This is a genomic window from Legionella busanensis, from assembly GCF_900461525.1.
Classification (GTDB): Bacteria; Pseudomonadota; Gammaproteobacteria; order Legionellales; family Legionellaceae; genus Legionella_C; species Legionella_C busanensis.
Window position 1 is genome coordinate 2431840 of sequence record NZ_UGOD01000001.1, and the last position, 22010, is coordinate 2453849.

Here is a 22010-nt window from a genome sequence, read left to right on the forward strand (position 1 = left end):
CATTTTATGTAAGTATTGCACCGCTATGAGTAAGAAATTGATTTACATAATAAGCGGCATTACTTGCATTATCTTTCTTTTTGCTGGGCTTTACGGTAAGGCAAAAGCGCAAACCAAACTGCTAAATGATAAAAATATAGTGTTTGAATCCCAAGTGATAGAGAATACTGCAAAGATGATTGCCAGCAAAATTTTGGCAAAAATTGATACAGATACCAAGAGAACCCCAGAAACAGTCGTTGTAAAAAAAAGCGTCTCACATAAGCCATCTCCTAAAAAGATTAGTGTAAATAATAAAAATCTTGTTTTAACTTATGTGTCTTTTAAAGACTTGCCAGGCTGGGATAAGGCTAATGTTCAAAAATCCTTATTAGCATTCCAAACATCATGCGAGATGTTCCTAAAAAAATCGCCAGTAGATTCAATTGGAACTCAAGACATTAAATTAAAAGCTCGTGACTGGTATCCAGCCTGTAAAGCTGCCTTGGAACTTGACTCTGTTTCAGAAAATTCTGCAAAAAAATTTTTTGAAGTATGGTTTCATCCTGTTGAATTTGAGCAGAAAAATGGTCCTGTTTCTAGCGTATTTACAGGTTATTACATGCCCAAAATAAAGGGTAGCTTAAAGAAGGAAGGTAAATACAATACCCCAATTTATGGTTTACCAAATCGGAAGTATTTAACCTTATATACTCGCGAGCAAATTGATAAAGGAGCACTTAGGACAAAAGCACCTGTGGTTGCCTGGATCCAAAGCCCGGCAGAACGGCTTTTTCTAGAAATAGAAGGTTCTGGTGTAATTGAATTACCGGACGGTAAAGACCTTTATCTAAATTATGCTGGTGAGAATGGTGCTCCTTATACTTCCATTGCCCAAGTGCTAATTAATAAAGGAATCCTGACACGACATAAAGCTTCTAAAAATGCTATCTTACATTATTTAGAAAATCACCCTGAAAAGGCGAAAAAAATTATTCATGCCAATAAATCTTTTGTTTTTTTCGAAAATGTCAACAGGCCTGCTGCGCTTGGCGTACAAAATATGACTCTTACACCAGGTTATTCTTTAGCTGTAGATAAAAAATGGATTCCAGTTGGTGCCCCTCTATGGTTAGATACAACACGACCTACTATAAAACAACCTAAGGAAAAAAAACTACAACGCTTGATGATTGCGCAAGATATTGGTGGCGCCATTCGTGGGTTCATGCGTGGGGATATTTTTTGGGGATCTGGAAAATTTGCAACATTTTTAGGTGAGCATATGAAAAGTAAGGGACATTACTGGCTTTTGCTGCCAAAACATATTATATAATAGATGTAGCGGCTCTGTTGCCAAAGAGGATGTCGAATAGCTTTTACTTGAGCAATAGGATTTAGGTTAATCAATTATTGTGAAAATATCTTTTTAGGCCTTTTAATCTATACTTATTAAAAATATTGGCCCATAAGTAGATAAAAAATTATATATTAATGAATAATTCGCTTAAGATAAAATAGTTATTAAAATTTCTAGTAAATAAAATTAAATTTTGTATTGATAAAGGATTATCAATGTTTAAATTTTTCTGGCTCCCTTTAGCTTTATTTTCATCAATTTGCTATGCGCAAGAGCGTGAAATTGCCATTACCATGGATGATTTGCCTTTGGTTGCTTCCCAAATGAATACGGAAGCTAACCAACAGCGCTCTAGAGAAAGATTTACTAATATAATAAATACTTTTACCAAATATCATGTTCCTGTTACAGGCTTTGTTATCGCAGGCTCCATAGAAAAAGGGCAATGGGATTTTCTTCAGCAATTTATTAACGCAGGTTTTATAATTGGTAACCATACTTATTCGCACCCTAACTTAAATAAGATAGGTGCCGAAAAATATATTAAAGACATGGACCGTGCTGATAAAATTTTAAGCCCTCTTTTCTCTACGCCTAAATATTTTCGCTATCCTTATTTAGCTGAAGGTAGTAAACAAACGAAACAAAAAATCCTTACTTACCTTAAGGAACATAATTATATTGTGGCACCTGTAACTATTGATAGTAAAGACTTTGAATTTAATGAGAAAGTATATAAAGTTCCATTTCGCTCTCGAGAAAAATTTATTCAAAAAATTAAGTCAAAGTACTTGGCTTATATTTGGCAACAAACGTTAAACGCTGAAAAAAGGTCCAATAAAACTGGGAACAAACAAATTCTCTTAATTCATGCTAATTTACTCAATAGCTATTTACTAGGTGATATCTTAGAGATGTATCAAAAAAATGGCTATAAATTTATAAGCCTTGCTGAAGCGTTAGAAAGTCCTGCGCCATCCCTTATTTTCCCCATAAAAGATAATGAAGTAGAAACACAACCAGAAGAGACCATAAAAATTAAGTTATAATACTTGTAAATTATTCAATAAGCTAGAAGCAAGATAATTGCTATAATTATTTAAGTAATTATCTTTGAATAAAGGGTATGAATCTATTATCTTGCTTAAAAAGTTTTATCACTACAGTAGACTGTGGCAGCTTCGCTGCAGGTGCGCGCAAGCTTTATATCTCTCCCTCGAAAATCAGCAAGCAAATTACCTGGCTTGAAGAGGATTTAAAAGTAAAACTATTTATCCGCTCAACGACTCGACTAACTTTAACTGAACAAGGACAGCTGTTATACCAAAAAACAATAAGGCTTTTTGATAAATTACAAGAAATCAAGTCTATCAGCCAACATAATATTGAGCCTAAAGGAACTATCCAAGTTTATTTTACTGTAACACCCCTTATTCCCTATCTAACTCATTTAAGTATTCAATTCATGAAAAAATATCCGCAAATCAATATCAATATTGTAGTTGGTTCAGAATCAATAGAAATATATAATTATCAATTTGATATTGCTTTTTCATTTGAAAATGTAAAACACCCAAAGCTAACCAATAAGGGTTTTTTTTCTATTCAGCGTCAGCTTTTTGCATCCCCTGCCTATCTCAAACAACATGGGCATCCACAAAATACAAATGATTTATCGAAACATAATTGTTTAATCAACACCTTGTATGGCTTAAATAATAATTGGTTGTTTAATAAAACTGTAGTTAAAGTTGAGGGCAATTTTTTAAGTAATAATGCAACTGTATTAAAACAAGCGGCTATTGATTCTCTAGGTATTATCTGGGCGCCCTTATTTTCAGTGCAGCAAGAAGTATCACAAGGCAAACTAGTTCCCATTTTACCAGAAAGTATTTCACCTCCTATTATGATCTACGCAATTTATCCCTCTGCCATGTTAAATAATAAGAATATTAATTTACTTTTAACTTATTACTATGAGCAAGCATTAAAAGATGGCATAGCTTTTAGCTAATTAAATTAGCAGCTACTATGTTAGACAGTTAAAATAGAAAGAAAATTAACGATTTTAATGTATTTTTTTCCAAAATGGACATTTTTAGTTTCTGAATTGCTATCTTCTCTAATAGTTATATTTTGTTTAAAATACAAACTAACTATTTAATTTTCTATCTGATAGTATGAAAAATTTATCTGAATTACAATTTGAATTTAACTCATTATCTTGGGAATTATATAAGGACGTAAGATATATTAAAAGTAAGGGCTCTAAAGTACCTTCTGAATCTACTATTTCTTCAGTCCTAACTACGTTTTATTCAGAATCATTAATAGTTAGAAATGAAGAAGAAACTATAAGTTACCTAGCGAGGTTAGAAACTAGAATTGATACTATTTTAACAGCACAACCTCAAAGTACTTCGGCAAACGATAGAGTATTTATAGGTTTTTTGTTAGAAAATAGAAATAAAGTGGATATTTTATTTTATAGATCAAGATTTGGCTGGATATATCATAATACTACGGACCAAGAAAATACTTTAGGTAATATATTAAATCCTGCTGAGAAAGGATCAATTGCAAAGGCTATAGGACAAAATTTTTGTAATGAAAATGATTGGTCTGATTTGGCCTTTACTATTCAACTTCGCCTATTTAAAGATGATCCGCGTGGTCCCAAGTTAGAAGCACTTAGAAACGTAGTATTAGAGGCTGATTCTATATCTGCAACTGAGTCACTTATAGCCTATCTTATCGATGTCGGGGCTAACTTAGACTTTCTAAATGAAGAAGGACTTGCCCTACTTCATATCGCAGCAAAAAATGGTTCTTTAGGGATTGTTAATCATTTAATTAGGGGCAGGGCAACAGTAGACTTAAGAGACGAAAAGGGGTTTACTCCACTTTTTTGGGCAGTGCGAAATAAAGAGTTAAGTGTAGTTGAAGCTTTAATGAACGCTGGCGCTGATTGTAATTGCTCAGTTCCAATGTCTATTAATGAATTACAGCGTTTAGTAGCAAATGAATCAAGTCAAGTTAAAGAGCGTATGGGTAACTTTATTAAGCGAAAATCGTCTTTAGTCGGGGCAGCACCTATCTCAATATCATCATGCGAGTTGGCAATTATTTTGGCACATAGCAAAATTATTATGACAGTTATATCGTTAAATTCAACTCCACGAGATCAATTGTTTAAATTACTACCATCATTACCAAATCAATTGCCTGAATTAGCACCATTATCAATAGCAACATATTCTTTTTTATCCCCATCACCAATATCAGGTAAAAGGAAAACGCTTGAGATTAAAGGAAAGGAAGTACCAACAGAACAGCAAAGGCGAAATGGAATGTTTTAAGTATGATAATAAAAATGGGACACTTACAAGTATCAGGAGCCTTTATAATTTTAGTTTTAGATAATCGAAATGGCGGTCAATAATTATAGACGCTTTGCCAAAAAAAGATGGCTCTATACTAAGCGAATTTAGGCAGAATAACTTTGCTATGCAGCTAACGGCCAAATTAAGTATGGTGAGTTAATTTCAAACCGATAATTGCAATAATAATGAGCAAAATGCAAGTAAGGCGGAGAAAGGTAGCAGGCTCGCCAAGAAAGAATAACCCATAAATTACTGTTCCCAAAGCGCCAATTCCTGTCCATATTGCATAAGCTGTACCAAGGGGTATCACTTTTAATGATTGCGAAAGTAGTAAAAAACTTAAAGTCATTGCACCAACTGTCACTAAAGATGGGTAAAGCCTAGTAAAACCTTCTGTATATTTTAAGCCTACTGCCCATACAACTTCGAAAGCACCCGCCAATACCAAATAAAACCATTCCATAATATCTGCCTTAACCGTAAGCACCAGTTTTATTTATAATAGTGCTATAAAAAAATAGCTAGTGTGATAAGTGGATTCCCTTGCTATCTAATTAACATCAAATATTTTGTACAAACCTAGCAATATTACTCTGTTTTACTCCCTTTAATGTAATAAGATGAGGTGCACAATGCCCCCCTTGATAATCTATAGTAGGGCCTATTTGTTTAAAAGGTAAATTATATTTATTTATCATTTTTTCAACCCGCTCAGGCTCCATTACAATTCCCCAAGCTTGTACGCCACGTAAACAACCATCAAGAAAGGTTAATGCCCACATTCTAAGCGCAGATCCGGATTTAATTCCTCGGTAGTCCACCGCAGCAGTACCAACTTCGTCAATAAAACCAGAATTAAATTGCTGTATTATTTTATTTTTTAATTCTTGGGAAAAAAATTCGAATCGTGCTAAAAATGGCGGCAAGCTTTTTCCTTTAATAAAAGAACATGTAACAGCATGGCAATCGCCATGCTCATCAAATCCGCCTATAAATTTTGTTTGATCGATTAAATCGCGATAACCTTCAGCCTCTAAATCGCCATACTGACATTGATTCCATATTTTTTGTTCAAATTGTAAAGCTTTTTTAAAAAAATATTGGTAATTGTTAACAAGGAAATATTGCATGGAAAATTTTTGATCATAAAAGAATAAATGACGTAGAAATTTAATTTGTTGTTGACTCAGTAAACTTTTTTCGAGTTGCTTAGCCATGATACCTCCTAACTAAGTTCCCAGTTAAATTGAACTTACAGATGAACAAAGTGTTCTTTAGCAAATTACTTGTAATAAAATGGATTGTTATCCCAATCAGAGACTTGGTAAATTGCAATTGCTAAAGCACAAGTGTAAGAGCCATCACATCTAGCACCTTGCAGGACAAATTGATCTTCATTGAAAACAATATGACTACGATGCTTCCTTAAAGCTGTCAAAGAGTCCTTTATATCAAGCTTAACTGAAGCCTCGCTTTTACCATGGTGTTCTACAAATAACCCTCTACCATCTTCAGCTTGAATCCAACCAATTCCAGCGTAAACTTCCTCATTAACTGAATTAGTTATTTCTCTGGCCATCACAACGTATAATCTATCACCCCAACTACCTAATCTTTCCGTTATAATACCTTCCTGTTTAATAATTTTTGATTTACTGGGGATTACAGAACTAAGACAAAGTAGATTGTAATTGTTAACTCCGGCGATTGATAAAGCGTGATCGAAAGCTGCAATTTCAGTTGGGCCTGTGCCAACTGCTGTAGTAATAACAATAAACATGCGTTTTTGTCTCCTTTTGATTAAATTTACTACTCAGTATAGTATAAATTTTGTACATTTTATGATTTATTAATCTTGTGGGAGCCCAATTTAAGAATTCGGATAAAGAAGTTCGCTAAAATGCAGCACAAAAATTAGTCTGGTTGGTTTGCATACTTCAGCCAAAAAGATACAAAAAATAATGAAATACGCGAAATACTCCAACTGATTAAACCTAGCGAACCATTATTCATACCTTTTTTAATAAATTTTAACTATCTTCCAGTCGAAGACATGCTACCTGAGAAAAGACTGGCTTCCCTCTTTTAAGAAATGCTCAATGACATCGATTTTTGAATAGATTGAATTTTTTAGTTGAAGTGAATTATTAAGGTTCTTTCGATAGTGAATTAGTGAAAGCTCTTAAAACAAAGGGCGCTGTTGAAAAACAATAAAACGATAAGTGGTTGATAATTTATTTATTCTCCTAAGCTTCAGTATGCCTATTGATTTTAAAGATTACCATGTTTAAAAAAGGACAATTCAATAGGTGGGTATACGGTAATCGAAATGAAGTATACTTCATCAATGAACAGTTTAATATTTACAGTTGAGCTCTATCTACAATTTAACTTTTATTATCTGTAATGGTATTTGCAACACCTCTACCTCTCTTGCCATTATGGAAAGTATCACTTTCCAAATTACTAGCTTCTAAACTAGCCTTTTTCAGTATAAAATTATTACTAAAAGTAATATTTATAATCAATTTACTATGACAACTCCCTTAAAATTATATCAAGCATTAAACCATAGTCCTGATACTGATGGCGTATGCGTAGGTTTTGCGCTACGAGCTATAGAAGCAGGTTTAATTGGGGAGCTTTCTCAATTTGATGAAAGGAATGATTATATTGATAATAAACTAGCTGAAACTTTGGTTGATGAAATCGACTTAGTTAGAAACAAAGTTAGCGCGCTAGCTAGAGCTGGTACTGAGGCGCTCTTCATGTTGAATGAGCAAGAACGCATGCGTCTTGACATTTTAGGTTTTTATGACAGTTTAAATATCTATCAAAATGTAAAAACTTGGTGCTTTTTAGTTGGGCAAACGAATCTAAATCAAAATTACTTTGAAGCAATGTCTGTCATTGCCTCGTCAGACGCTATTTTAGCCCGCGGTGGCCTAGTTACCCTTTATTCTGAAGCATTAATAAAAGATAAAGTAGAAATAATTACTTATTTAATTGAGTTAGAACATGAGCTTAAAAGGGCTTGTATAGACAATAAAGCGCCTCTCGGTTTTCTTCTCGAAAATGAAGATCACGCTGTTGCCTTAATTTATACGCCAAATATTGGCTGGTCCTATCGCGATGTTAGTCAAGACCCGCTCGATGTTGTTGTGGCTAATGATGATCCACTTGATCATGCTAATCATCTATTAGAAGTTGTCGAAGCTATAAGCATGGGATTTGTTCTTTCTGCTAATGCAGAGACTAATACTTATGCCGCTTTTAATATCAAGCTTGTTTTAACAAAAAAGGACTCGCGTTGTAATTTATTAAAAGAAACCCTTACAGCATTCAAACATACGCATGTCGTAACAAAACAACTTGCTTCTCGCCGTGCTAACTCAATTAATTTATTATGGCTTGCTGCGAGTTTTGGTCATGTATCCCTTGTTGAAGAGTTAATCGACCAAGGCACTGAAGTCAATATAGCTGATAGTGATGGTGATACTCCCCTTCTTATGGCTTTAAAAAATCATTATTTACAAGTTGCTAGCTATTTAATAGCTAGTAAGGCAAATGTAAATTTAGCAAATAATGATGGTATCACCCCGCTTCACATGGCTGCGAATTTTGGCCACTTACCCCTTATTAAACAGTTAACCGACGAAGGCGCTAAAGTCAATGTAGTTGATAATGATGGCCTAACTCCACTTCACACGGCTGCGAGAGAAGGACAGGTAGAAATTAGTAAATACTTAATTCAAGCAGGCGCAGACTTATTTTTAACAACTAAACTAGGTAATACACCACTTAGCATAGCAGCTGCAAACAATGATTTAGCAATAGTTAAACGTCTTATCAAGTACTTCATTAAAACCAAGAATGTAGCTGCTTTAAATTTAACGGCTAATGAATATAAAATTACATTACTTCATTTATCAGCAGCAAAGGGGCATTCGAAGGTTGCCCAAGGTCTGATTGAATTAGGAGCAGACGTAAATGTACAAGATTGCAATGGTGCTACCCCGCTGCTTATAGCCGCATTAAAAAACTATTTAGTGATTGTTAAGCACTTAATTAAAGCAGGGGCCAATCTAAATTTAGCAAGCAATAATGGCGCGACCTCACTTTATGTAGCGGCAGAGAGAGGGCATATAGATGTAGTTAAGGTATTGCTAGATGCAGGTGCTGATAGTCATAAGTCCTGTGCAATAAGTGTTGATACATTAGCCAAATTAGCAGAGACTAAACCTCAATACATTCAAACAAGAATAGCATTCCTGCTCAGAAAGTCATCTACGGCTAATACCGTAGCCGTAACACCTTATGAGATAGCAACTATTATGGGTCATACTGATGTTGCAAGTGAAATTGTAAGGAGAATTCACCAACTAAGACTAAATACGGCGCAGCCACCTAGCCTGGGTCTCTTCTTTCAGCCTAACAACGCTCATCCTAATGAATTTTCTAAAAAAAGAAAACAGACTGAGTCGGATATTAAGCAGCTTAGGTCAGGCTAAATTTTAGAGTAAATTAGGGTTAATTTTTAATTAGTGCAGACTATTTTTTTATAGTTATGGCTAACACCGGCCACGTTGCAAATACTATTACAGATAATAAAAGTTAAATTTTAGATAGATCTCAGCTGTGTATTTAACAAGTTGAAAGTCTCAAAAAAGGTCGTTTTGCGAGACTTTCCTAATTATAAAATAATAAGTCAATGATTTTACGATACCTGATTGTTTCTGAAAGTTTGTTCCTTTTACCTGTTTATTATTGAAGCAATTTTGACCAGCTGATTGTAATTGAGAGTTAATAAATAAGCTATGAGCTGCTAGTGCTGAGAGTTCTAGTCTTTTTATAGTAAATACGTCATGAAGAAGTTCAAAGTCAATCCTAACTATTTTGCTCATAAATATACTAAAAATACGCAACACGAAATAAAGTAGTTCCAATATTATTTTAAAATAAAGCTGTACTAAAAATATGCACCGTTAATATTTACTTAATCTTTTCGAATTATAATCATGCAAATTTATCAAAATAAACGCTTATTATGCTGCATCTTCTATTATTGGATTTATATAAGGCATTAATTTATAAAGATATTTCAAATACTCCTTTAGGTTTATGCCAAGGTTTTGCCTTACGCTGGTTAGAGGCTAATTTTCTAGGGGAGGAAGAACGACAGAGATTTGAAAAACGCCTTACATTCATTGAAGACACTCCTCGAGCTCAATTACTTGATAAGCTTAAGCAGGCACAAGCAAAAAAAGGTAAGGAGCTTACTGATGAAGATGAAAAAATGTTGGATATACTCGCTTTTTTCAATAGTTTAGACTTATTTCAATCTCCAACGGAACATAAGAATTTTTTTACTCAGCCTTCTTTTGTAAGTCAACAGGAAATTGAACTCATTTCAACAATAGCGTCTTCATCAATGATTGAAATGAAGGGAGGACTAAAGGAGATTTATTCAGAGTCTAATATTTTAACTAAGGAAGAAATTCATAATTACCTTCTTAACTTAAGTAAAGTACTGGATGAAACATTAAATGATGTTAATACGCCTGTAGGCCTTTTATTAGGGAGTCATTATCATGCTATGGCTTTAAGCTATAGCATTCGCAAAGGCTGGTTATTTCGAGACGTTAACCAGCCGCTGGAAGCAACCACTTTAGACCAAATAGCTGAGAAAATTAAACGAGGTTTTCTTGATACTCACTCATCACCCTATGTGGCTTTCAATACCAGTATTTTTCTTACAGGGGATAATAAGGATAAAGCTAAATTAGAAAAACTAACCCAATTAAGACAAAGCAAGGATATTATTAAGGAGCAGTCTCTACGTCAGTCAAAAGATAATGTAACGTTAGCTTTAATTGCTGCTCAATTTGGTCATTCTACTGTTATTACAACTTTAGCCGAGGCAGGCGTAAATTTAAACCTAGCTAAAGAAAATGGTGAAACACCCGTTTTCGTTGCTGCTCAAAATGGTAAGTCCGATGTAATTACAGCTTTAGCGCAAGCAGGGGCGAATTTAGATTTGGCTCGAGCAGATGGTATGCCCCCAATATTTATTGCTACCAAATGTGGTTGTACTGCGGTTATTAAAGCTTTGGCTAAGGGAGGTGCAAATTTAGATAAAATGACAAAATATAATGTAACTGCAGCCTTTACTGCTGTTGCCGATGGCAATCCTGAAGTGGTTGAAACGTTATTAAAGAATAATTGTAATTTTGAAATTCCATTTGAATCGACGGCACAAGAATTGATAAAACTTGCGATGGGACTAGCAAATATTAAAGAAAATTCACACATTATTCAGCGAATGAACTATTTTTTGCAAGCAAATAAATCAGAACGCGTCAAGTTACTACCATATGATCTTGCCAAGATAATAGGTGATGAGAAAATTAGTAAGCTAATTAAAGAACATTTTGAATTAACAAAAAAATGTGTAGATAAACAGCCTCAGGCTATTAACACTAATTGTTTCTCTACAAGCCCTACTTTTTTCGTTGAAAATAAGAAACCAATAGAAAAACCAGCACAGGAAGAGCATAAGTCTATTGCCAAAATAAGCGGTGGATGATTAAAAATTTATTAATCTTAATAAAAAAGACTCTGTTGCAGTTAATTAAAGAGCTTTATTGTAATTGTAAACAGAGTCAAACTATCAAAAAACGATCGTTTTTCGCTACCTTATGCTCTTTTGAGAAATCCTATTTTTTCCGTGCCATACTTTTTGATACAAACCCCTCTGCTACCCATCATTATACTTCTTCAGCAATATCACAATTTACCAGTTAGCTTGATAAAATAGAGTCTAGTTTCAATTTGCTCTATTAAGTTCTGGCCCATAGTACTGAACCCAGTGGTATTACTCCGACGTTGAATTATTATAATGTTGCTATATTACATTAACTAATATTTTAAAAAAAAGTATAGCTCTAGAGATAAGTAACAGAAAACTTTTACTAAAAGAGTTAGCGTTATTAAGACGACAGGCGGTTGAAAAGGAATTAAAAGGTTAATGCAGGCAAAATCAGCCAAAGAAAGAGCTCACTTATGCATAAAGTAATTATCATAATTTAACGCCAGAGTGATATCACCGTACACATTGCAAAATCGCTTCGCCATGAAAATGACGCCATTTGAAATCTAATGAGTTTTTAAAATCATAGAAAGAACTAGCTAACACTTAGAATATAACCATTATATTTTGCAATATCACCTTAATTAATTTAAGACCTCATGAAGGTTTATTACTTCTAGAAGATTTTTCTACCTGTTTGCAATTAGAACTCGTGTTCGTATCTGATGGAAGTTGAGAATTGGTAAATAGACTATGAGTTGCTAATGCTGAGAGCCTAGATCTTTTTACAGGCAGCTCGTCAGCGCTATTAGAGCTGGGTTGTTCTAATAAAGAAGAAGGTAGGCATGCTGAATTTTTTTGAAATAAGTTAGAATTAACATGATTAGGCATGCATGCCTGTATTACCCGTTTGTTTGTTTGGTTATTTGCGTAGTTAGTTGTTACGGATTGTGGTAAAGATGACCCAGCGTCTTCTTCAACATTTTGAAACCCCTTTAGTAAAGAATCGAACTCTTCATTATCATCCACGATAGGTGGTAATAACTCGTATATATTCATCAGTTCGGATAAGTTCTCTACTACGTTTGTAGGGCTATCTGTTTGTACAACAATATCGTCAAAATTTTCATCAACACCTGTTGTAAATGGCAATGCATAGTCATCTAGGTTTTGGGCTAACGTATCGTTCATATCCGTATGATTCTTGTCCAAAGCTGCTGATGGCTGAGTGGTTAGGTATAGGGCTGAATTTTCATAAATAATAGTGTTCTTACGTATTATCCAATATTTTCTATATATAGGGCCAAGAGCATTTTCTAGCTCGTCTTCTTCATATCTTTTTAAGTTTTGATAAGTTAAGTTAGGATTTATTGTGGCAATTTTTTTTAAATAGTATTGTAAGGTACTGTTGGCAACATTTAACTCTATAGCGGCCTGTATTATAGAACCAGTGTCTTTGATTGCTTTATGAATTTCATTAAAGGGACATTCGCGCGGATATTTTCTAGGTTTCTTGTTACTATTATCAGTTACTAAGGCTAAAGTACTACTAACATTAGTCTCATAGGTTGGGGTGGAAGATGGCTGGGTCAATGTATCTAGAGCAGTATTTTCATAAATAATAGTGTTTTCATACACTACCCAACAATGCTTATATAGAGGACCAAGATGATTTTCTAGCTCGTCTTCTTTATATCTTTTTAAGTTTTTATAACTTAAGTCAGGATTTATTCTAGCAATTTCCTTTAAATAATTTATTAACGTTGCGTGGCAAACATTTAAATCTGCAGCGACCTGTGTTAAAGAACGAGCTTTTTTAATCGCTTTATGAATATCATTAAAGGCGTATTCGCGAGGATGTTTATGCTTAGTATTTTTATTTGTTATCAAAGTTGGAGTATAAATGTCCATTAGTTTATCTAAGGTGTCAATCACATAGGAGTCGTCATAATATTTGATTGATGGGAATTGAGGAGGCATTTGTAAATCTGCATCTTGATAGATAACAGTGTTTTCAAGTATTATCCAAGATTGATTATATATCAGACCTAAAGCGGCTTCTAATTGTTGTTCTGAAAGTATTTTTAAATTTTCGTAATTTAAATCAGGGTTTAATTTAACGATTTTTATTAAATACTCTGACAAAGTGTTTTGGCGAATATTTAATTTTACTGCTGCTTCTGACACACAGTCAGTTTCTTTAATAGCTTTGTGAATTTCTTTAAATGAATATTGTTGAGGATAGTTTTTTTTAGGTAGTTTTAGTGGTTTATTATAGGCATCTTCTCCGCATATCTGAATTAATTCTGCTGGTGGCATATTTTTTAGCGTCCTATAGTCTACCTTATATTTATTTTCTCCATCAGTAATTGCATATTTTAGAAAGTCACTTAAAAATTGGGGTGTTATATTGCTTAACTTCCAACTAACATCAACAGCATACTCAGATTCTCTAATTGCTATATGTATATCGCAAAAATTAAAATCTCTCAATTTATGTGATTTCGGCATTATTATTACTTAAAATATAAATTGATATTTATATTAACATATTGATTAATAATTAGTCAAATATTTGTGCTCGATAAGTACTGTTTTGTGCTCTAAGCTAAAGAAAAGTTGTATTTGATGTAAAAAGCGTCGTTTCTTCATCAAGCTAAGAGCATGGATGCTGGTATTCTCTATAAATAGATGAAATAGTCTCAAAAAGGGTCATTTTTTGAGACTCTACAATTAAATTTATGGTAATAATCTCACTATTTCTTATTAAAAAGAACTTATCCTTAATTAATACTTAAGTTAGTTAATTATCGGCGAAGTAGAATGGAGTTTATCTTCACAATTTTCTTTTATTATTGGATTTGGATTGCCTAAAAATAGGTACCGATTATTAGCATGGCCGGTTTTATTCTCATTAGTTGGCGAGTCTTTAGCTTGCTGGGTAAGGTGTTTTTTTTCTTCTATAATCCAGCATTCAATTTGACTTTTTAGCATAGGAAGTGTCACTACACCATTTTTTAAAACCTGATTATGAAATTCTCGAATATTAAAAGCTTCTTTAAGATGCTCTTTGGCTAAATCTCTTAACCTTTCAATTTCAAATTTACCTAACATATAGGAGGTGGCCTGCCCAGGCAACATAATATATCTATCTACTTCTGCTCCAATAAGCACATCAGAGAGCGTGGTATGTTTTTTAAGGTATGAGATAGCTTCTTCCCTAGTCCAATTCATTACATGAATCCCGGTATCAACTACTAAACGTGCTGCACGCAGTGCTTCATTAGATAACAAACCTAAACGAGAAATATCATCAATAAATAGACCCATTTCATCTGCCAATCGCTCTACATAAAGTGCCCAGCCCTCACCATACCCGCTGTTCCATAAATATTGATTTAATTCAGGCATTCTTTCATCTTCAACTTGCAAGGCCATTTGAAAATGATGGCCTGGAATTAACTCATGAAACAGCGTGGATTCTTGATCAATTCGGTTTATTTTATTAGGCTCGTAAGTATTAATATAAAAAATACCTGGCTCTTTACCATCTTTACTTGGTGGCCTATACTCGCCAGGGGCGCCGGTTTGTGCCTTATAAAGTGGGTATGGGCGAATGACACCTTCGGATTTAGGCATCATATCAAACCAAGCAGATACCTTCTCTTTGACTCTATTAAGCGCTGACAGGTTATAGTCTAATATCTCTTGCTCAGTGGAAAAGGTATTTTTAGAGTCATTCATGACTGATTGAAAAATTTCAAACATAGTACCGTATTTACCAATTTTAGAACCAATATCTTTTGTTTCTTTTTTTAATTTCTCCATATAATTTAAGCCGAGCTCATGTATTTGCTGAAAGCCAATATCTAACGTAGCTTCCTGTTTGACCTTGACTTGGTAAGCTCTTTCTCCTGGAGGTAGAGCAGAAATACCAATTGCAGTTCTGGCCATAGGCAAATATTCATTTTGTAGAAAATCATTAAATTGTTGTAAGGAGGGATTAATTACTGAGTAAATCAGTCTTTTAATTTTTTCTTTAAACGCCCCATTATTACTGCGCTCAGCCATAGAATAAAAGGGAGACTTTTCAATTTCTTCAGTAATGATAAGGTTAATTTGATTTATTACTCTCTCAACGGCTGGCTTAGGCGCAGTAAAACCTTGACTAACGCCTTTCTGTAAGTTAATAATTTGAGCCTTGACAACTTCGGAAAAATTACACCAACGCTTTAAAGCTTTAGTTTGTTGCTCTTGCGTTTCGACTGGCTGAAGATCGGCAACATCAGTCATAAGGACATGCCAACCATCTAGTGGATTTACGTCCCAAAGGTATGTCTTACAAATACGGCTGTCTTTTTTTGCCTCTAAATGTTCCTTTAATAGGGAGTAGCTCACCTGCTCTTCATCATTTAATTGGCTAACATCTATTTGGTTAAGGGCCAATAAAACACGCTCTTCTTCTTGTTCCCATTGCAAAATGCCTGTAAGTGAAAAATCACAAAAGCTATCCAGCTTCGCATCATCTCGATAGTTTAAAAGTGCCTGCTCAGGGAAATGCCTGAAATAATTTGTCTCATATTCTTTAATAAGTGTAGAAAATAATGTCATTATTCTTTCCTTTGATAAATCATCACGCTAGCTTAGCTTATATATGCCTATTCTTCCTTACTAATTTATGGTAAAGGATAAGAAGCTGCCTTTGACTTTAAATTTTAATTAGTTAAAATAGCTCTGTTGCAAAAACACATTTGTTTATAATTTAATCTAACTTGGGTGAATAATAGAATTATAAATGTGTTTGACTAAATTTCTAATCTTCAAATGGTGTCACTTTCATGGCAAATTAATTCTGTGAAATGAAAAACTGTATGTAATGGATTGAAAAAATATTACTTTGAGCGCTTATAAAAATAGATGTTAAGTCTTATAAACGGTCGTTTTTTAAGAAACTATATTCTGTTAACTATTCATGCAAATTTCTATCAGTTTATTACCATTTTTTTAATCTATTGATTTTCTTATTTTTTTTATATGTGAAATTAATAAGTTTATCGTCGGATGATTAATAACAGTAGCCGCTGGCAACGGACAAGTTTCTTTAAGATAATCTTGTAAGCGTGCCTCTAACTCCACGGCCATTAGCGAATCTAAGCCAAATTCAGCAAAATTTTTATCATCATCAATAGAATCTACTTCTATATCTAATATATTACTTAACTCCTCATGTATTTTATCACGGAATTGTTTATCAAAAATGCTTAGACTACACTTTATTGCATTTTCTGTATTCTCTATGTCACTACTAATCTGATCTTGGTCTATTTTATTATCACGCCACAGTATTTTATACTCGAAATTTTTTTCTTCTAAATTTTTCTGTATAACTTTTCTTCTTATCTTGCCACTCGTTGTTTTGGGGAGCGATCGCTGTGGAATGAGGGCAATTTGATATACAGATAAAGAATGATCTTGCAAAACTTGCTCTCTTATGGCCTTTATCACATCATTTAAATCCTGTTCATAGTCCTGTTTATTAATTTCTGCAACAATGGCAAGCTATTCTTGACCGTCATCGTCATTAATTGTAATAGCTGCACAGGCACCATGTTTAATCGCAGAATGGCTAAGTTCAACTGAATGCTCAATATCTTGGATAGTAATTATAACCATGAATAATAATGAGATCTTTTATTCGACCCATAACAAAGAACAGCCCATAAACCAAGATCGCCTGTTCTCAAATAATTTTTTCCATCAGATATTTTAAGGCTTGCTTGAAAACAATCTTTAGTTGCTTGTTATTGATTCCAATACCCTTTTGCAATATTAGCGCTAGATAGCCATATTTCACCGATTTGCTTATCGGTACAAGGGATTTTGGTTTCTGGATTCACAATTAGTAAGTCCTGAACAGCTTGTTCACATGCAACAATAGCTGATACCTTCTCGTCATTAGGTTCTCGTTTATAGACTTGATTTTTTAGAAGTGCTTCCTTATCATAATGACGTACAATAACACCTGGGTGCCCACTAACCATAAGTGTACTTTCAGCTAAGCCGTAGCATGGCATAAACATGTTTTTTTTAAAGCCGCAGCTTGCAAATTACTGACTGAATTCATTGATAATATTCGCCTTAACTGGCTCTGCCCCATTAAGAAAAAAATGCATTGTGCTTAAATCAAGTTGTGTTTTCATTTCAGAGGAAATTTTTTTATTACAAAGCGCATAAGCAAAGTTATGCGCTGACGTGGTGGTTCCTTTAAAATCAGTGATAGCTTTTAACCAAGTAAATGGATTACGTAAAAAAGTAAGTGGAGACATTAGATAAACAGGTTTACCCACAAAGATTGGATATAGAATGCCACCAATTAATCCCATATCATGGTATGGTGGTAGCCAGATGATAATTACTGTGTCTGGTCGAGCCTGATGATATTGATTAATAAATTCTAAATTACTCAAGAGATTTAAGTGACTAATCATAACACCCTTTGAGTGGCCTGTTGAGCCAGAAGTATATTGAAAAAATGCGATACTTTCGGGTTTAATAATTATTTCTTTAAATTCATGTACTAGATTATCTGACAATTGCTCTGTATTAATCCATTTAAATTTATGAAAATCCCATTGAGTTAATTCGTTTGCATTTTTTAAAAAATTTCTCATTAAAGAATTAACAAAAGCAATATTTTTTAAGGCTTTTATGTACTTTAGCTTTTTTATTTGGTCGACAATCTCTCCTTTCGATAAAATAAGCTTAGGGCTTGAGTTTTCAATAACGGCTTGTAGTTTATCTACTAATTTTTTCTCTGCAGGTGGATAAACAGGAACAGCGATAACACCTGCATAAAGACAACCATAAAAGGCGGCAATAAACTCTATTCCCAGTTGATAAATTAATAAAAATCTATCGCCTGGGCTGGCAAATTGTTGAATTTCAAGCTGGGAATATTTAATTTTAGTCTGAATTAGGCAAAGAAAGGAGATTTAACTTTACTTGGCCTAGAGATCCTGAGCAATAAAGAAAGTATATAATACTATAATTACATCTGAGAGCGACGATTAGTCACTAGGAGATGAGGAAAGAATGAAATCTATTAATCCCAATATCGATATTTTGTGTGTAGAAGATGATGAAATTGATGTTCAATCTGTAAAACGTGCATTCAATAAATTGAATTCTAAGCTTAAAATCGCTATTGCCTCAAATGGTAAGCAGGCCCTAGACAAACTCTATGGACAAAATGGTGAAGAAAAAATTTACCCTAAAGTCATCTTATTAGATATCAACATGCCTAAAATGAATGGTATAGAATTTTTACAGGCATTGCGTGCTGACTTAGCTTTTATAGATATTCAAGTTTTCGTTTTGACAGGGTCTTATACCACCAAAGAAAAACTTGCTATGGAGTCATTAAACATACGGGGACATATTATTAAGCCTCTTGAATATAGTGATGCTCTTAATATATTCTGGGCGCTGGAATCTACCTAGAAATCCTTTAAACTCTTATGTTGAACTGTGATATTCATGAGTGAAGTACTGACAGATTATTTCTGACAAATTTAACAAAATTATCGAACTTAGGCGTTTATTAAAATTTTCGACTAATTAATTATCATTTTCTAATCAATTTGCCTATAATTTAACTAATCTATAGCCATAAATTAAAAATGACTCAGCGTATTATAAAAGAAAATCTTGCTCTTTTTCTCGATTACAGAGCAGAGCAGTTATGTAAAGAAATTGCAGCGCAAAATTTACCACGTGAAATTTCTATTGTGAAGCAAGTTGAAATTAGAAGGCATGTGGCCCAATTAAAAGATTTTCTCACCTCCGCAGGTAAATGCTTTGCTTTATCAGTCGCTGAAGCAGCTTTTTCAGAAACAGGATACGGGCCATGGTGGAAAACCATACTTGTACAAGTAGCTACTTGGAAACCAAAAGATTTTGAAGCATTAAACAAAACTGTAGAATTAGATCATCTTTTACCTAAAAATCATCAATCGCCATGCCGAACTTTAACGCTAGGCAATTTATTTGAAATGGTATTAAATGAAGTTGCAACAGAGCATGCTCAGGCTAATATATCTGTCAAAGCTTTTTTACCCGAAGGAATCCATCAAGTTCATTACTTTGATCCCAGTAAAAAAATCTTTGAACTCATGATTAATGGAGAGCTTTTATGGTCTCAGAGCCGAGATATTATTGGCGGTTATTTTCCGACAACAGAACTAGCTGCAATTTTAAAAAACCACCGACAACAATTTCCAGGTAATATTTGTCTTGGACATGGCGAAGATCATGCTATAAATGTAAGTTATAAAAATGGGAAATGGGTTGTATATAACCCTAATTATTCACATGAGACCATTAAGGCAATGACAAAATCTTTTGATACAGAAGAACAATGTGTGGGAGAAATCAAATTATGCTTAAGAAATGAAGCAGTAGCCTTACAATTCGTGTCATTTAGAGCAGATAACCAAGTTAAATTTGATTTTTTTGATAAGCTAAATACTGCAGGAATTATTCAGTTAATAGAAAATGGTGGTTTACATATTATTGCTCGCAACGCGCCCGCACAACTACAAAAAATTATTGAACTAGCTTTTAAAAATCCTGAACTAGCTACAGCTTTAAGCCACGCCATTTTTAAAGAAAATAAAACTCATTGGAGTGGATTATTAGTAATTGCTCGCTACGCACCAAACGAATTAGAAAATTTATTTAGTTTGGCACAAAAAGATGCCTCACTCGCTCTAGGTATTGCTAAGACTTTAACTATTTCAAATAATGAAAAATGGAATGCCTTACATATGATAGCTAGTCAAGCATCTAATGCTATAGAGCCTCTTTTAAATTTAGCAAAAAATAATAATAATATTAATAGAGCCTTACATAAGGCTTTAAGTATGAAAAATAAACAAGGCAATGTACCTATAGATCTTATTTCGAAAAATGACCCTAATTTATCAAAACTTCTTACCTTTCAATTATTAAGCTCCCTTCCAAAGAAAAGCTTTTATAGTTCATCTAATCATGAAAACAAGATAATTCAAAATGAACCACAAAAAGGGGAATTAAATAATCAATGGGATAGATAAGTTTAAAAATATTTAGAAAGCGTTTCGCAAGGAATAATTTTATTCTCTCATGCACGTCAATTTATAGAAATGTACAGACAACTTTATCTTATCACCTTTACCAATCGCCGTTAGCAACGATTGATTTAGTACAAACTTGGAGTGAAACAGATTTTCGTGATGATTTAACGCGTATTACTTGTCCTACGCTTTTCATACATGGAACAAATGATATTATCGTTCCTATTGAAAAATCAGCTAGAATAGCGCCTAAACTCATTCTAAACTCAACATTAATAGAATATGAAGGTGAATGGCATGGACTTATCAATATAGCAAGGCTGCGAGTTGGTGAAGATTTATTAAATTTTATTAATTAGAAAATTTAAGCATATATTTTCTTAGCGGCATGGCCCTAAGTTATTATCAGTTCTACAATATTTAGACACCATCTTTTAAATAAATTTCGAATTGATAATTCTAAAATCGAGGTAAGTCCGAATACCTCCTTCAAGCCTCTATTTCTTTTGCGAAGATTTATTTGAACTTCTTTTTAATTTATCTGAATTTTTATGCGCTTCATTAGGATGTACGGCATTGTGTTCATCTTTACGGCGAGCATCTTGCGATTCATTTTTAAAGCTTTCATTTTTTGACATTTTGATATTCCTTTTATAAATAATTTTTTTCAAGTCTAAACTTAAAGTTAGATGTATTTTTCCTAAAATACAAATTAGGCATCTATCATCCTCTGTAATTAATAACTCTTATGAATTTCACTCAAAAGGCGTTTGCTGCCCTTTTAGAATAGACTTATGCTAAACTCAATTAAATTGTTCATGGTAAGTAAGGAATTACACCCGAAACCGCTCTTAATTTGGCTGATGTCCTATGTATAGAGCCTGAATTTTGACTTAATTTACAGCAAGGCTGGGATCAACCTTTTCTAATGAAAAATTTGAGGCTTGTCAAGTTAATGTAAATAAAGCGCTTATGCTTTTATATAGTTAGGTAATGTACTTATATTTAATTGCTAAAACTGATTTTAATCCTCATTCTGAAAAAAATTACCCTATCTAGTTTGGTATATGCGAAAAGCAATGTTTGCTACCATTAATAAATTAATAATTAAATATATCGTTATTTTTAATATTTGATTGGCTGCTGAGGAGCCAACTATTGATAATGTATCCAATAGGGTTAGAACTATGCCATACTTATAACCAACCGTAAAAGAAAATGCAAAAAATTTGCTCACAAAATTCCTGCCTTTTGAAGCACCATTTGCTATAAATAGAATCAAAAGACCAACGCCTGTTATGATGAAATATCCCCATATATTAACTAAGTCTACAGGAGTTGCTTGTCTCCCGATCATTGATAAACACCGTTGGGTTAACCCTAACGCGTCATACATAACTATAAGGTAAAAATAGACAAAGAGTTGGCTTTCTGACAAAGACCCAGAAAGTATTTTTTCTTTTATAGATTCTGTACTAAAGAAATTTCTTATTTTTAATATCATTATATTTGTCTTTCCTTTGTTTTTTGGTGCTGTTGCAAAAGATATAAAGGCTACAAAAACACAACTTTAAAGCGCAATGCAA

General features: G+C 33.4%; 19 protein-coding genes. 8 read left to right on the plus strand and 11 right to left on the minus strand.

Annotated features, from left to right (window positions below; all coding sequences use genetic code 11):
• Window positions 1-25 precede the first annotated feature (25 nt).
• From mltA to DYH30_RS10825, 4 genes are all read left to right on the plus strand, one after another.
• Window positions 26-1315 (plus strand): murein transglycosylase A, encoded by a 1290-nt coding sequence (gene mltA / locus DYH30_RS10810; RefSeq protein ID WP_115331672.1) that lies wholly within the window; start codon window positions 26-28, stop codon window positions 1313-1315.
• A 239-nt stretch (window positions 1316-1554) separates the two neighbouring features.
• Entirely contained in the window at window positions 1555-2388 is an 834-nt protein-coding gene (locus tag DYH30_RS10815) for a polysaccharide deacetylase family protein (protein ID WP_115331673.1), read from the plus strand.
• A 77-nt stretch (window positions 2389-2465) separates the two neighbouring features.
• Window positions 2466-3353, plus strand: coding sequence for a LysR family transcriptional regulator (locus DYH30_RS10820; RefSeq protein ID WP_115331674.1), 888 nt, complete (start codon window positions 2466-2468; stop codon window positions 3351-3353).
• A gap of 166 nt (window positions 3354-3519) precedes the next feature.
• Window positions 3520-4698: an ankyrin repeat domain-containing protein gene (locus DYH30_RS10825; RefSeq protein WP_115331675.1), complete on the plus strand. Its 1179-nt coding sequence runs from the start codon at window positions 3520-3522 to the stop codon at window positions 4696-4698.
• 166 nt (window positions 4699-4864) lie between these two features.
• Here the strand turns inward: DYH30_RS10825 and sugE are convergent, their stop codons facing one another.
• From sugE to DYH30_RS10840, 3 genes are all read right to left on the minus strand, one after another.
• Window positions 4865-5185 (minus strand): quaternary ammonium compound efflux SMR transporter SugE, encoded by a 321-nt coding sequence (gene sugE, locus DYH30_RS10830; RefSeq protein WP_115331676.1) that lies wholly within the window; start codon window positions 5183-5185, stop codon window positions 4865-4867.
• A 97-nt stretch (window positions 5186-5282) separates the two neighbouring features.
• Window positions 5283-5939, minus strand: a complete 657-nt coding sequence (locus DYH30_RS10835; protein WP_115331677.1) for a lysophospholipid acyltransferase family protein — start codon at window positions 5937-5939, stop codon at window positions 5283-5285.
• Between the two features lie 65 nt (window positions 5940-6004).
• Window positions 6005-6502: a pyruvoyl-dependent arginine decarboxylase gene (locus DYH30_RS10840; protein ID WP_115331678.1), complete on the minus strand. Its 498-nt coding sequence runs from the start codon at window positions 6500-6502 to the stop codon at window positions 6005-6007.
• 754 nt (window positions 6503-7256) lie between these two features.
• Here DYH30_RS10840 and DYH30_RS10850 point away from each other — a divergent pair.
• Together DYH30_RS10850 and DYH30_RS10860 are read left to right on the plus strand one after the other, a co-directional pair.
• Window positions 7257-9233 carry an ankyrin repeat domain-containing protein gene (locus DYH30_RS10850; RefSeq protein ID WP_115331679.1) on the plus strand — a complete coding sequence of 659 codons (1977 nt, stop codon included), beginning with the start codon at window positions 7257-7259 and terminating at the stop codon, window positions 9231-9233.
• Between the two features lie 536 nt (window positions 9234-9769).
• A complete protein-coding gene (locus DYH30_RS10860) occupies window positions 9770-11308 on the plus strand; it encodes an ankyrin repeat domain-containing protein (RefSeq protein ID WP_115331681.1) in 1539 nt (512 codons plus the stop codon).
• 660 nt (window positions 11309-11968) lie between these two features.
• On the opposite strand, the gene DYH30_RS10870 is transcribed toward DYH30_RS10860, so the two are convergent.
• From DYH30_RS10870 to DYH30_RS10890, 6 genes are all read right to left on the minus strand, one after another.
• Window positions 11969-13822, minus strand: a complete 1854-nt coding sequence (locus DYH30_RS10870; protein ID WP_115331683.1) for a hypothetical protein — start codon at window positions 13820-13822, stop codon at window positions 11969-11971.
• A gap of 288 nt (window positions 13823-14110) precedes the next feature.
• The gene (locus DYH30_RS10875) at window positions 14111-15922 is read right to left on the minus strand and encodes a DUF885 domain-containing protein (protein ID WP_242604660.1); all 1812 of its coding nucleotides are present in this window, start codon (window positions 15920-15922) and stop codon (window positions 14111-14113) included.
• Window positions 15923-16315: 393 nt separating this feature from the next.
• Entirely contained in the window at window positions 16316-16816 is a 501-nt protein-coding gene (locus DYH30_RS10880; RefSeq protein ID WP_160116198.1) for an acyl carrier protein, read from the minus strand.
• 54 nt (window positions 16817-16870) lie between these two features.
• Window positions 16871-16984 carry a fatty acyl-AMP ligase gene (locus DYH30_RS18580; RefSeq protein ID WP_147285959.1) on the minus strand — a complete coding sequence of 38 codons (114 nt, stop codon included), beginning with the start codon at window positions 16982-16984 and terminating at the stop codon, window positions 16871-16873.
• Between the two features lie 128 nt (window positions 16985-17112).
• Window positions 17113-17391 carry an AMP-binding protein gene (locus DYH30_RS18645; protein WP_115331686.1) on the minus strand — a complete coding sequence of 93 codons (279 nt, stop codon included), beginning with the start codon at window positions 17389-17391 and terminating at the stop codon, window positions 17113-17115.
• A 27-nt stretch (window positions 17392-17418) separates the two neighbouring features.
• Complete coding sequence (locus DYH30_RS10890; protein ID WP_115331687.1) at window positions 17419-18303, minus strand: AMP-binding protein; 885 nt, start codon at window positions 18301-18303, stop codon at window positions 17419-17421.
• A 100-nt stretch (window positions 18304-18403) separates the two neighbouring features.
• Between DYH30_RS10890 and DYH30_RS10895 the strand changes: the two genes are divergently transcribed.
• Together DYH30_RS10895 and DYH30_RS10900 are read left to right on the plus strand one after the other, a co-directional pair.
• On the plus strand, window positions 18404-18811 hold the full coding sequence (locus DYH30_RS10895) for a response regulator (protein WP_115331688.1): 408 nt from the start codon (window positions 18404-18406) through the stop codon (window positions 18809-18811).
• Window positions 18812-18990: 179 nt separating this feature from the next.
• Window positions 18991-20424: a hypothetical protein gene (locus tag DYH30_RS10900; RefSeq protein WP_115331689.1), complete on the plus strand. Its 1434-nt coding sequence runs from the start codon at window positions 18991-18993 to the stop codon at window positions 20422-20424.
• Window positions 20425-20921: 497 nt separating this feature from the next.
• On the opposite strand, the gene DYH30_RS18135 is transcribed toward DYH30_RS10900, so the two are convergent.
• Window positions 20922-21062, minus strand: coding sequence for a hypothetical protein (locus DYH30_RS18135; RefSeq protein ID WP_165482112.1), 141 nt, complete (start codon window positions 21060-21062; stop codon window positions 20922-20924).
• A gap of 413 nt (window positions 21063-21475) precedes the next feature.
• Window positions 21476-21928 carry a hypothetical protein gene (locus DYH30_RS10905; protein WP_115331690.1) on the minus strand — a complete coding sequence of 151 codons (453 nt, stop codon included), beginning with the start codon at window positions 21926-21928 and terminating at the stop codon, window positions 21476-21478.
• Window positions 21929-22010: the final 82 nt, after the last annotated feature.

What these genes read in the sequence shown, in the direction of transcription:
- DYH30_RS10905 (WP_115331690.1), bottom strand. Translation starts at nt 21,928, where the DNA reads ATGATATTAAAAATAAGAAATTTCTTTAGTACAGAATCTATAAAAGAA.
- DYH30_RS10900 (WP_115331689.1), top strand. Translation starts at nt 18,991, where the DNA reads ATGACTCAGCGTATTATAAAAGAAAATCTTGCTCTTTTTCTCGATTAC.
- DYH30_RS10820 (WP_115331674.1), top strand. Translation starts at nt 2,466, where the DNA reads ATGAATCTATTATCTTGCTTAAAAAGTTTTATCACTACAGTAGACTGT.
- DYH30_RS10860 (WP_115331681.1), top strand. Translation starts at nt 9,770, where the DNA reads ATGCTGCATCTTCTATTATTGGATTTATATAAGGCATTAATTTATAAA.
- DYH30_RS10870 (WP_115331683.1), bottom strand. Translation starts at nt 13,822, where the DNA reads ATGCCGAAATCACATAAATTGAGAGATTTTAATTTTTGCGATATACAT.
- DYH30_RS10850 (WP_115331679.1), top strand. Translation starts at nt 7,257, where the DNA reads ATGACAACTCCCTTAAAATTATATCAAGCATTAAACCATAGTCCTGAT.
- DYH30_RS10835 (WP_115331677.1), bottom strand. Translation starts at nt 5,939, where the DNA reads ATGGCTAAGCAACTCGAAAAAAGTTTACTGAGTCAACAACAAATTAAA.
- DYH30_RS18645 (WP_115331686.1), bottom strand. Translation starts at nt 17,391, where the DNA reads ATGTTTATGCCATGCTACGGCTTAGCTGAAAGTACACTTATGGTTAGT.
- DYH30_RS18580 (WP_147285959.1), bottom strand. Translation starts at nt 16,984, where the DNA reads ATGGTTATAATTACTATCCAAGATATTGAGCATTCAGTTGAACTTAGC.
- DYH30_RS18135 (WP_165482112.1), bottom strand. Translation starts at nt 21,062, where the DNA reads ATGTCAAAAAATGAAAGCTTTAAAAATGAATCGCAAGATGCTCGCCGT.
- DYH30_RS10825 (WP_115331675.1), top strand. Translation starts at nt 3,520, where the DNA reads ATGAAAAATTTATCTGAATTACAATTTGAATTTAACTCATTATCTTGG.
- mltA (WP_115331672.1), top strand. Translation starts at nt 26, where the DNA reads ATGAGTAAGAAATTGATTTACATAATAAGCGGCATTACTTGCATTATC.
- DYH30_RS10840 (WP_115331678.1), bottom strand. Translation starts at nt 6,502, where the DNA reads ATGTTTATTGTTATTACTACAGCAGTTGGCACAGGCCCAACTGAAATT.
- DYH30_RS10895 (WP_115331688.1), top strand. Translation starts at nt 18,404, where the DNA reads ATGAAATCTATTAATCCCAATATCGATATTTTGTGTGTAGAAGATGAT.
- DYH30_RS10875 (WP_242604660.1), bottom strand. Translation starts at nt 15,922, where the DNA reads ATGACATTATTTTCTACACTTATTAAAGAATATGAGACAAATTATTTC.
- sugE (WP_115331676.1), bottom strand. Translation starts at nt 5,185, where the DNA reads ATGGAATGGTTTTATTTGGTATTGGCGGGTGCTTTCGAAGTTGTATGG.
- DYH30_RS10815 (WP_115331673.1), top strand. Translation starts at nt 1,555, where the DNA reads ATGTTTAAATTTTTCTGGCTCCCTTTAGCTTTATTTTCATCAATTTGC.